General features: G+C 39.2%; 11 protein-coding genes. 5 read left to right on the top strand and 6 right to left on the bottom strand.

What is annotated here, in order from left to right; translation table 11 throughout:
• Window positions 1–179 precede the first annotated feature (179 nt).
• Together greA and IAE20_RS08560 are read left to right on the top strand one after the other, a co-directional pair.
• Window positions 180–656: a transcription elongation factor GreA gene (greA, locus tag IAE20_RS08565; RefSeq protein ID WP_200460427.1), complete on the top strand. Its 477-nt coding sequence runs from the start codon at window positions 180–182 to the stop codon at window positions 654–656.
• 149 nt (window positions 657–805) lie between these two features.
• Entirely contained in the window at window positions 806–1240 is a 435-nt protein-coding gene (locus IAE20_RS08560; protein WP_200460428.1) for a universal stress protein, read from the top strand.
• A gap of 21 nt (window positions 1241–1261) precedes the next feature.
• Here the strand turns inward: IAE20_RS08560 and IAE20_RS08555 are convergent, their stop codons facing one another.
• On the bottom strand, window positions 1262–1570 hold the full coding sequence (locus tag IAE20_RS08555; protein WP_200460429.1) for an MGMT family protein: 309 nt from the start codon (window positions 1568–1570) through the stop codon (window positions 1262–1264).
• A gap of 290 nt (window positions 1571–1860) precedes the next feature.
• Between IAE20_RS08555 and IAE20_RS08550 the strand changes: the two genes are divergently transcribed.
• Window positions 1861–2304, top strand: a complete 444-nt coding sequence (locus tag IAE20_RS08550; protein ID WP_200460430.1) for a universal stress protein — start codon at window positions 1861–1863, stop codon at window positions 2302–2304.
• An 81-nt stretch (window positions 2305–2385) separates the two neighbouring features.
• Here the strand turns inward: IAE20_RS08550 and ppk1 are convergent, their stop codons facing one another.
• The gene (gene ppk1 / locus IAE20_RS08545) at window positions 2386–4479 is read right to left on the bottom strand and encodes a polyphosphate kinase 1 (protein ID WP_200460431.1); all 2094 of its coding nucleotides are present in this window, start codon (window positions 4477–4479) and stop codon (window positions 2386–2388) included.
• A gap of 126 nt (window positions 4480–4605) precedes the next feature.
• On the bottom strand, window positions 4606–5280 hold the full coding sequence (gene mtgA / locus IAE20_RS08540; protein ID WP_200482126.1) for a monofunctional biosynthetic peptidoglycan transglycosylase: 675 nt from the start codon (window positions 5278–5280) through the stop codon (window positions 4606–4608).
• An 80-nt stretch (window positions 5281–5360) separates the two neighbouring features.
• Between mtgA and IAE20_RS08535 the strand changes: the two genes are divergently transcribed.
• Window positions 5361–6173 carry a rhomboid family intramembrane serine protease gene (locus IAE20_RS08535; protein ID WP_200482127.1) on the top strand — a complete coding sequence of 271 codons (813 nt, stop codon included), beginning with the start codon at window positions 5361–5363 and terminating at the stop codon, window positions 6171–6173.
• A gap of 32 nt (window positions 6174–6205) precedes the next feature.
• On the opposite strand, the gene IAE20_RS08530 is transcribed toward IAE20_RS08535, so the two are convergent.
• A complete protein-coding gene (locus IAE20_RS08530; RefSeq protein ID WP_200482128.1) occupies window positions 6206–8671 on the bottom strand; it encodes an ABC transporter permease in 2466 nt (821 codons plus the stop codon).
• Complete coding sequence (locus IAE20_RS08525) at window positions 8668–9420, bottom strand: ABC transporter ATP-binding protein (RefSeq protein WP_200460435.1); 753 nt, start codon at window positions 9418–9420, stop codon at window positions 8668–8670. The genes IAE20_RS08530 and IAE20_RS08525 overlap by 4 nt, the downstream gene beginning before the upstream one ends.
• Window positions 9421–9512: 92 nt before the next feature.
• On the opposite strand from IAE20_RS08525, the gene IAE20_RS08520 reads away from it, so the two are divergent.
• Window positions 9513–10100, top strand: coding sequence for an arylesterase (locus tag IAE20_RS08520; RefSeq protein WP_227610961.1), 588 nt, complete (start codon window positions 9513–9515; stop codon window positions 10098–10100).
• Window positions 10101–10135: 35 nt separating this feature from the next.
• Here IAE20_RS08520 and IAE20_RS08515 read toward each other — a convergent pair whose 3' ends face one another.
• Window positions 10136–10750 carry a carbonic anhydrase gene (locus tag IAE20_RS08515; protein WP_200460437.1) on the bottom strand — a complete coding sequence of 205 codons (615 nt, stop codon included), beginning with the start codon at window positions 10748–10750 and terminating at the stop codon, window positions 10136–10138.
• Between the last annotated feature and the right edge of the window lie 62 nt (window positions 10751–10812).

Here is a 10812-nt window from a genome sequence, read left to right as displayed (position 1 = left end):
CGTTACTGATAAGCCCGTCATCTTATCGGTGGCGGGTTTTTTGTTTTTTTTAAAAGAGAGTTTACTGATATTTCGCTACCTTTCGGCAGGAGCCAAAAGCGTAAAATGCAATATTATTATGCATTTAGATATGAATTTATCAATAAATACTCACTCCCATTTCATTTAGAGGGACTAGAATGCAACGTTATCCAATGACTCCCGAGGGCAAAGAAGCTCTAGAGAAAGAATTACACCAACTGAAAAGTGTTGAACGTCCACGTATTACTCAAGCGATTGCTGAAGCACGTGAACACGGTGATTTGAAAGAAAATGCTGAATATCATGCTGCACGTGAGCAACAAGGTTTTTGTGAAGGCCGTATTCAAGATATTGAAGGTAAATTAGGCGCAGCTCAGGTTATTGATATTCACGAACTTGAAAAAAATGGTCGTGTTGTTTTTGGGGTAACCGTGACCATTGAAAATTTAGACACGGAAGAACGCAAAACCTATAAAATCGTGGGTGACGATGAAGCTGATTTTAAAATAAATAAAATTTCAGTGAACTCACCTATCGCACGTGGTCTTTTAGGAAAAAGTGAAGGCGATGAAGCCAAAATTGTGACGCCTCAAGGTGAGGTTGAATATGAAATCGTGAATGTAGAATACATTTAATGATCAGGCCTCCTTAGGGAGGCTTTTTTTATATTTAAAACGTAATTTATTACAAAAAAAATTCTTTTTATTAATCATATAACCTATTCGATTTGAATATATGCTACAAAACTATTAGATCCATGATTTTTATAATAAGGTTAATCCACATGAGCTACCCTCATATTCTCATCGCAATTGATGATTCTGCCCCTTCTGTTATTGCATTAAAGCAAGCACTCAAACTTGCCCAAGATTTAAACAGCAAAGTCACGCTTGTAGAAGTGATGCAGTTAGATCCAATTACCGCTGAAGAATACGTTAAAACTGGACAAAGCAATGAATATATTGAACGGGCCAGAAATTATATTTTAGAATCTTTAGCCACAATTAAGGCCGAATATGCTTCAACCCTTGAAATATCGACTCAATTACTCGAAGGTTTCTCGGTTGCTGATGCGATTAATCAGGCGGCCCAAGAATTACATGTAGATTTAATTGTGATGGGTTCTCATGGACGCACTGGAATCAAAAAAATTGTATTGGGTAGCGTTGCACAGAAGGTTCTTAATGAAAGTTCTATACCCGTTTTAATTGTTAAATAAAGAGTAAAGAGTGTTTAACAATTAACTCCACTGATATTTCTTTAATTTAACTTTTCTATCGAGTACAACTACACCTTCTTCAAGCAGCTTTACCTGCTGAATATTTTCACCCTGAAAGTTTAGTCGCGTGGTACTAATTTTTCCTTGCGAGTTAATTACCCGGTGCCACGGTATTTCACTGTCTGGATCAAGATGCTTAAGTACATAACCGACCAGCCGGGCATGTTTAGGCAATCCTGCTAGTTGTGCAATCTGTCCATAGGTGGCTACTTTCCCATAAGGAATCAGAGCAATCACTTCCAGTATTTGTAGATAAAGTTCTTTTGACATACAGATATATTTTTAAGGAACTATGCCATTAATTTTATTATAAAACCGACTATCACATATACTTAAAATGAAACGACGAAACCTCAGCCATCGTAAAATTCCGATTAAAATTTAACTTTAGTTTTAGACAAGATCATAATTCACAAATTTATGCTAATGTAGAATTAGCAACATTTTAATATCAATATTGAATGAATCAGATCAATTGTATTAATTTCACAACATTCTGATTTTAAATAACTTTAAATAAATATTTCATACAGTTCACAACGAAAAAGGAGTACATTATTATGTCCTACCAACATATTTTAGTTCCTGTAGATGGTTCACCAACATCATTAGCCGCCGTTAATCAGGCCGCCAATCTTGCAAAAACCTATTCTAGCCAAGTCACTCTCTTATTAGTCATTACGATCGATCCATTTATAGGGGTTGAATATATTAATGCACAAAATCAAAAAGAAGATGCTTTAAATCATAGTCAAACCATGATCAAAGGCATTTTAGATGAAGCAAAACAAAAGTTTGCAGATCAAGGAATAGACGCGAAGACTAAAGTTGTGGAAGGACAGGAAATTTATAAAGAAATTGTAAAAGCCGCCACCGATTTAAATGCAGATCTGGTGGTCATTGGTTCACATGGACGCACAGGAATCAAAAAACTTGTACTGGGTAGCGTGGCACAAAAAGTTTTAGGTGAAGTTCATGTACCTGTTTTAGTCGTCCGTGAATAATACGATAAAATTTAAAAATAAAAAAAGAGAATCCTGCGATTCTCTTTTTTTAATACAATTTTTTAAAAAAATGATTGAATGCTATTTAAAAAGCTCTAATAGAGTCTGTTGGGCATTATGCGGTTCTTCACCTTCAGCTAATTGAGCGCGAACCCATGTACCATCGCCCCGTAATAACCATGCCTGTTGATTATCTTTAAGATAATTCACTAACCCCTGTTGATAGATGCGTTTCTTTAACACAGGATCTTCAACGGGAAAACACGCTTCCACACGATTAAACAAATTACGATCCATCCAGTCGGCACTTGAACAATAAATCCGAGCATCGCCGTTATTGCTAAAATAATACACACGCGTATGTTCTAAAAAGCGACCAACAATAGATCGCACACGGATATTTTCTGAAAGGCCAGGTAAACCAGGACGTAAACAGCAAATGGAACGAATGATCAAATCAATTTTAACGCCCGCTTGTGATGCTTCATACAATTTATTAATCAATTGCATTTCAGTTAGCGCATTAACTTTGACAATAATTTGAGCAGATTTTCCAGCTTTGGCATTGGCAATTTCATCGTCGATAAAATTGATTAGTTGTGCATGTAAAGTAAATGGCGCATGTAATAATTTCTTTAATTTTGCCATTTTGCCCATACCTGTCAATTCTTGAAAGATACGATGCACATCATCACACAGTTCTTTATCTGTGGTCAGCAAACCATAGTCAGTGTATATACGAGCATTGCCCGCATGATAGTTACCTGTACCCAAATGCACATAACGAACTAGTTTATTATTTTCTCGACGCACCACCATAATCATTTTGGCGTGAGTTTTATAACCAACAATACCATAAACGACTACCGCCCCTGCCTCTTGTAGCAAGTTAGCCACTTCGATATTAGATTCTTCATCAAAACGCGCACGTAGCTCAATGACGGCTGTAACTTCCTTACCGTTACGTGCAGCTTCTGCCAAAACCTGTACAATTTCAGAATCCGCGCCACTACGGTATAACGTCTGTTTAATTGCAAGGACCTGAGGATCACGTGCTGCTTCACGTAGCAAGTTAATCACAGGTGCAAAAGATTCAAATGGATGGTGGAGTAAAATATCCTGCTTTTGCATAGCGGCAAAAATATTTTCAGATTTTTTCAATATTTTGGGAATTACAGGCGTATGCGAATCATAGCGTAAATGCGGACGTTTAAAATTTGACAATAACCGTGCAAGGTTGACTGGGCCATCGACTTTATAAAGTTGTTCGTCATCCAGATCAAACTCATCCAGCAAATATTCGTAAATATGCTTTGGACAGTTTTCAGTCACCTCTAGACGTACTGCACGACCAAAACGCCGTGAACTCAATTCACCCTTTAAGGCTTTGGCCAAGTCTTCGACATCTTCATTTAATGCTAAATCTGCATTACGAGTAACACGGAACTGGTAACAGCCTGTCGCGGTCATTCCTGGAAAAAGGTCAGAGATATGTTCATGAATAATAGCTGAAAGCATTACATGATGTTCTTTACCGCCTGTTAACTCATCAGGCAAGCGTACAACGCGCGGTAATGAACGCGGTGCTGGTACAACTGCTAGATCAATCTGACGTCCAAAGGCATCTTTACCTTCTAAAGTCACAATAAAATTCAGACTTTTATTCACCAAGCGGGGAAATGGATGCGCAGGATCTAAGCTGATGGGAGTTAATACAGGTGCAACTTGTTCCTGAAAATATTTTTTAATCCATGAAGACTGCGCAGGTGTAAGTTCACCACGACGCAGAAAGCAAATATCTTCGTCGCGAAGTTTCGTCAAAATTTCTTCATTTAAGATACGATATTGACGTTCAATCGCTGCATGTGCCGTTTCAGATATTTGATCTAAGACTTGTCGTGGTGTTAAACCATCTGGGCTACGGCTTTCATTTCCCAGATACATTTGCTCCATTACACCCGCAACACGAATTTCAAAAAATTCATCCAGATTACGCGAGAAAATTAATAGGAAATTCATCCGCTCTAAAAGTGGATGCAGTGGATCAACCGCCTGTTCCAATACGCGTAGATGGAAATCGAGAATTGAAAGTTCACGATTAATATAGCGATTGTTATAGGTATACTCCGCTTCTGTCGGCGTAGTTTCTGATGGAGTTGTAATCGCGGTATTCATGCATTCAACCTAAGGTTATAAATTTTTGATGCCTGTTATTAGTATGCTGCAAAATTATGACAATTTCATAAAAAAAGCCCGTTTTCACAAGCTTTTTTAAAAATTACTACAATTCATGCGAGGGGCTTAAGGAATCTGGCTATAACGCATATATTTTAAGGCAAAACGCTGTTTAAATTTAAACTTTGGATCATTCCGATTTTCTTGATAGCCCTTTGGATTAGGCAATAACGCAGCCAAAAAAGCTGCTTGCTGATTGGTTAAACTTTTGGAGCTTTTATGAAAATAGTATTGGGAAGCCGCTTCGACACCATAAATGTTATCTCCAAATTCGACGGAGTTCATATACACTTCCAAAATGCGCTGCTTTGACCACATTCGCTCCATCATCCACGTTGCAACTGCTTCCTGACCTTTACGAATAAATGAGCGCTTATTATATAAAAATAAATTCTTTGCCAATTGCTGTGAAATGGTTGATCCACCATTTACCACTTCACCTGATTTTTCATTTTTCTCGAGGGCATACTGAATTCCATCCCAGTCAAAACCATGATGCTGCAAGAATTTACCATCTTCAGCCGCAACCACCGCTCGTTTAAATGTGTCACTGATATGATCATAGTCACGCCATTCATGCTTCAGCGGTTCTGAAGGATCCGACCAATAATCGATACGCATGAACATGGTGGTTTCTACAGGATGAGTCCGCCACCAAGCCAAACTACAAAAAATCCATAACTGCACCAAAAGAATAAAACTGACAAGAATTAAAACAGCGCGAACAATAAATTTCTTCATGCCAGTAGGGTTCTCCAGAAATCAGCATATTTCATGTTAAGCTTGATACAAGCATTATTGATATATAACAAAAGCATATCATGTCTGAATATAGTCCTCCTCAAATAAATCGTAAACTTGAAGTGAATCAGTGGTGGATTACCGCGATTTTAATTGCCATTAATGTTGGTTTATATGGCTGGCAAGTGTTGTCAGGTGTCGATGCCACCAGCCCCACAACAGCTGACGCAATACGTTGGGGTGCAGACTTTTCACCCATGACATTTTTGGAGCAACCACAGCGGTTATTTACCAGCATGTTTTTTCATTTTGGTTTAGTGCATCTTATGCTGAATATGTGGGCATTATATATTTTCGGCAGTATTGCCGAGCAAATGCTTGGACGTTTTTATTTCATTGGTTTGTATTTGCTCGCGGGTTTGATGGGAAGTTTACTTAGCAGTTATATGACCATTCGTGACAGCTATGCCTTACTTGAACATTTTGATCCATCCCTTTTACCTCACATTGGTGCAGGCGCTTCTGGTGCCGTAATGGGACTTGGAGCAGCATTAACCATATTAGCATTAGCGCCTCCCTTACCTTATCAATGTTTCATTCTGGATAAAAAGTCACTATTGATAGTGATGGCGATTAACCTTGCTTTTGGTTTCATGGCGGCAGGCATTAATAATGCAGCGCATATTGGTGGAATGATCATGGGGGCTTTGTTGGCGCTCATTTGGTATATCAGTCAAAAAACGAATATGACCCAGATAGGCCCGATAATTGGATTGGTGATTGCCGCAGTGACTTGTGCCCTATTTTATCAATACTGTATGAGCCTGATTCCACCCATTGAGCCTCTTTGGCAGGAAATTTTGGTACATATGAAAAGCCAGCTGGGTATATAGCTGGCTTTTCATGATTTACTTCAATTCACAGTTTAGGACGGATTAATTTCTCTTAAACTTTGTAAAGGCGGAATATCACATAAGTAACTCAGTCGATATCGCCCGATCAAGCCACAAATCAACATCATGGCAACAGGTAAAATCAACCAGATTTCAGGGTGCCACTGCAAGCCAATATTCATTTTATAACTAGCAATAGCACTAATAATCTCAGCAAAGAAACAAGAGACAATGCCTGCAATTAAGCCAATCAATCCAATTTCCAGACTTAGCATTTGCTTAAGCTTTAATTTTGACATACCAAAGGAACGCATCAATGCCACTTCACGACGGCGTTCATCCATAAGCAGGTTTAGACAAGCTACCAGAACGAGAACACCAGACACTCCTACCAATATGGCCAAGACAGTAATCACTTGGACCAACACACTGACCAGTCTCTTAATTTCATCCAGTATCAAGCTGACATCGATAAATACAGTATTTGAAAATCGTTGAATAACCTGAATCAGTTTATTTTTATCCTGAGGCGGTACATAAAAACTGCCTAAATAACTTCCTGCATTTTCATCCATGCTATGCGGTGAAAAAATAAAGAAGAAATTAGGGCTAAAGCTTTCCCATTGCACCGTTCGCAAGTTGACTACCGTTGCAGATAAAGCGCCTTCGGCTAAATTAAAGGTTAGCTTATCCCCTACTTTTATACCTAACTCTTCAGCGAGTTTAGCCTCAACCGACACTTGATTGGTCTGATTAAATAAGGGCTGCCCCTGTGTAATGACATTATCCTGTGGCAATGTCGTTGCCTGTGTCAGATTAAGTTCACGACGTAGTGAATTATTGCGCTGAATCAATTCAGTTGAAAATGGCTGATCATTCTTCCCCACCAATCTTCCACGAATATTGGGATATAAAGGAGTAGCTTTCCAGCCATTGTGCTCAAGTTGTTGCTTAAACTCTGGCATATCAAAAGGCGGTAAACCGTACACAAATTGATTAGGCGTTCCTTCAGGCAATTGTTGCTGCCAACGCTGTAACAGATCTGTACGTAAAACGGTCAATACTGTAATTAGACTTAAACCTAAAGCCAATGCCGTAACCTGTAGTGCAGTATGCGCAGGTGTACGCACATAGACTGAAAACTGATTTTTACGTTGTTTGAAAAATTTTAATAAACTCCAAACCGCACCATATAAAATCGCACTCAGTAATAAAATAGCAATCAACATTAATCCACTCAGTTGAATATTTTCACTTAGTACCATGCTAAAAATAGCCAAACTGAAAACACCAGCTAAAAACATAAAAGCAAATGAACGGCTAGAACGGCTTTCCTGTCGAATCACTCGAATTGGAGGTGTATTTAATAACTCCCAGATACTTGGCAAGATAAACCCTGCCATTACCACCATACTGGTAAAAATCGCAATCGGTAATGGCCCGAATAAAAACGCAATGACAGAAAAACTTAACTGTAATTGGGGAATCAATTGCAACATTAGTTGTAACAGACCATAACCTAATACCACACCCAGCAGCGAACCAATCAAAATCGAAATTAAACTCACTAAACTTAGCAAGCCAAGATAGGCCCAAACAATTTGGACACGTGTTGCTCCCAGACAGCGCATTAGGGCAATATGATCCTGATTTTGTTGTACATAACGCTGACTGGTTAAAGCAATTGCTATACCGCAGAGCAAAATGGTTAAAATATTAGCTAATTGTAAAAATGTATCCAGATTTTCAATGGGCTTCATTAAACGTGTATTACCCTGTGCCGCGTTTCGCAGTCTTAAACTGGACTCAGGGTCTGCTTCTGCATCCTCTTTAACATGGTGTTGCTGCTTAAAAATTTTCTCGAAATTTTTAATATTTTCAGGAGAACCCGACATCAGCAAACGATATTCTATGCGACTGCCTACTTGAATCGCATTGGTTTGGGCAATATCTGCCTGATTGATCATGACAGTGGGAGAAAATCCAGAAAAACCCAATTCCTGATTGGAATCATGCGTAATGATACCCGCGACCTTAAACTCCCCATCTGCAATAAAAACTTGTTCTCCTAGTTTGACTTTGAGTAAATCCATGGCACGTGGACTCAGCCAGATGTCGCCCGTTTTTATCTGTTTTGCTTCAGGTTCAATCTGTAATTTTCCGCGTAAGGGGAAATGGGTGTCGATTGCCTTGACATTGACCATTACAAATTGATCATGAGTCCGTGCCATTGAACTAAATACGGTGACATTGGATTGTTGGAAGTTTTCAGCACTCGCTTTTTGCTTCCATGTATCTGCAATCGGTTCATTATCAGAAAGAACCAAATCAGCCGCAAGCATTTCAGCCGCTTGCAAAGTTACTGCATTTTGAATCTGATCATTACTAAACTTGAGTGCCGTGGTCGCGCTAATAGCCAGTGACAAGGCAATGATTAAAAGATAAATACCACCTGTACGAAAACTCTGAATAAATAAAGGTTTTAGCAAAGAACTCATGTTCCGCTCCCTGCCTGATCCTTCGTTGAAGGAACTTGATCTACTAACAATGAGCTGGCAATGCCTTGTTCTTCAACTAGCTTTCCCTCAATCAACTGTAAACGGCGCTGACACATTTCTGCCAGTTTTGCATCATGCGTCACCAGAATCAACGTGGTTCCTAACTCACGATTGAGTTCAAACAACAATGTTTCTATTTCCTGTGCGGTTTGCCCATCGAGATTACCTGTGGGTTCATCAGCAAAAATAATTTTAGGCGCTGCAATTAATGCTCGGGCAATCGCCACACGTTGTTGTTCACCACCCGATAATACTTTAGGTGTTTGCAATGCCTGACGTTCCAATCCTACTCGTTTTAGCCAAGATAATGCTTTTTGTTCAGCCACCTGATACTCAAAATGAGGTTGTAACCTCAGTGGTAGCATGACATTTTCCAATGCACTCAAATGGGGTAATAGTTGAAAAGATTGGAATACAAAACCGATATTTTCCAGACGTACTTTTGCACGCGCTTCTTCATTAAGTTGATGCACCGCTTGTCCACAGACCCATACTTCACCAGAACTCGGCTGATCTAGCGTTGCCAATATACCCAACAATGTAGATTTTCCAGAACCTGAACGTCCAGTAATCGCGACCTGCTCGCCAGCATAAATTTCGAGATTAATATCACTAAGAATAGTTAAAACTTTGTTATTTAATTGAATCGTTTGTGTCAGTTGGTGGGCAGAAATAATCGGTTGTGGCATGATGGTCACTATCCTGTCTGATTCAATGATCGGTCATTTTTACTATGCAAATTTTAAAACAGCTGTTCAAACCCAAATCTGTAAAATGCTACATGGTCGCTCTGCTGACACTGACACCTTTTGCAGTTTCTGCCAAAACCATTCTGATCGTGGGAGATAGCTTAAGTGCAGGTTATGGAATTAACCCTGAACAAGGTTGGGTTCAGTTACTACAAAAACGTCTAGACCAACAGTATCCGAAACAGCATAAAGTGGTCAATGCAAGTGTGAGTGGTGAAACCACCAGCGGTGCTCTGGCTCGAATGCCAAAATTACTACAAAGTTATAAACCTGACGTGGTCGTTATAGAGTTAGGTGGTAATGATGCCTTACGAGGTCAACCGCCTCAAATGATTCAAAAAAATCTGGGAAAATTAGTACAACAAAGTCAGCAAGCCAAAGCTAAAGTAGTCTTATTTGGTATGAAAATTCCGCCTAACTACGGTACAGCTTATAGTCAAGCCTTTGAAAACAATTATAAAGTCGTTAGTCAGCAGTATAAGGTCAAATTACTGCCATTTTTCATGCAAGGTATCGCTGGTCATAAAAATCTGATGCAAAATGATCAGATTCATCCGAATGCTAAAGCGCAAACTATTTTACTGGACAATGCCTATCCCTATATTAAAGGCGCGTTATAACGCGCCTGTCACTCAATTTATCTTTACCAAAACCATTAAAAATCAAAAAAAGTGACTTCGCCTGTTTCTAGAGAATACTCAGCACCGACTACAATCATTTTACCTTTGGCAATCAGGCTTTCAAGCACAGCTGAACCATGACGTAACTGATTGACGGAAGCAAACACGTTTGAACGAACGGCATGCATACACAACTTCGCATGATCATGTTTTAAATCGGTTTGCAGCAAAATTTCTACTGAAGGACGTACCCGATTCACAATTGACATCAAATTATCAGATGGTGGATGATCTGGATTCATCAAGGTATCCACTGTGGCTTGAATCGCCCCACAATGACTATGACCCAAGACGACGACAACTGCGCAATCATAGCGTTCAGCTGCAAATTCAACACTTCCCACTTGCGAAGGTGCAACAATATTCCCTGCAACACGGATGACAAATAAATCACCCAATCCTTGATCAAACACAATTTCAGCGGGTACGCGTGAATCAGAACACCCTAGAATGATGGCAAACGGATTTTGGTCTTGAGACATTTCGGTACGTTCTTGATGTGATAATAATTTACGATGAGTAACTTCACCTGTCGCAAATCTTTTATTACCAGCTTTAAGACGTTCAAGCGCTTCCTGAGCAGTGATCATTTGTTTTGCCATCAAATAATGAATTCAAAATAGTGTAATAAGCTAGACTGTGAAAGTCACTG

Origin of the sequence: Acinetobacter sp. S54, from assembly GCF_016624945.1 — a bacterium.
GTDB lineage: Bacteria > Pseudomonadota > Gammaproteobacteria > Pseudomonadales > Moraxellaceae > Acinetobacter.
The sequence above is the reverse complement of the archived record's forward strand: the minus strand, read 5'-3'. Positions and strand labels throughout refer to the sequence as shown.

What these genes read in the sequence shown, in the direction of transcription:
- IAE20_RS08550 (WP_200460430.1), top strand. Translation starts at nt 1,861, where the DNA reads ATGTCCTACCAACATATTTTAGTTCCTGTAGATGGTTCACCAACATCA.
- IAE20_RS08515 (WP_200460437.1), bottom strand. Translation starts at nt 10,750, where the DNA reads ATGATCACTGCTCAGGAAGCGCTTGAACGTCTTAAAGCTGGTAATAAA.
- IAE20_RS08555 (WP_200460429.1), bottom strand. Translation starts at nt 1,570, where the DNA reads ATGTCAAAAGAACTTTATCTACAAATACTGGAAGTGATTGCTCTGATT.
- IAE20_RS08525 (WP_200460435.1), bottom strand. Translation starts at nt 9,420, where the DNA reads ATGCCACAACCGATTATTTCTGCCCACCAACTGACACAAACGATTCAA.
- IAE20_RS08535 (WP_200482127.1), top strand. Translation starts at nt 5,361, where the DNA reads ATGTCTGAATATAGTCCTCCTCAAATAAATCGTAAACTTGAAGTGAAT.
- IAE20_RS08520 (WP_227610961.1), top strand. Translation starts at nt 9,513, where the DNA reads ATGGTCGCTCTGCTGACACTGACACCTTTTGCAGTTTCTGCCAAAACC.
- IAE20_RS08560 (WP_200460428.1), top strand. Translation starts at nt 806, where the DNA reads ATGAGCTACCCTCATATTCTCATCGCAATTGATGATTCTGCCCCTTCT.
- greA (WP_200460427.1), top strand. Translation starts at nt 180, where the DNA reads ATGCAACGTTATCCAATGACTCCCGAGGGCAAAGAAGCTCTAGAGAAA.
- mtgA (WP_200482126.1), bottom strand. Translation starts at nt 5,280, where the DNA reads ATGAAGAAATTTATTGTTCGCGCTGTTTTAATTCTTGTCAGTTTTATT.
- IAE20_RS08530 (WP_200482128.1), bottom strand. Translation starts at nt 8,671, where the DNA reads ATGAGTTCTTTGCTAAAACCTTTATTTATTCAGAGTTTTCGTACAGGT.
- ppk1 (WP_200460431.1), bottom strand. Translation starts at nt 4,479, where the DNA reads ATGAATACCGCGATTACAACTCCATCAGAAACTACGCCGACAGAAGCG.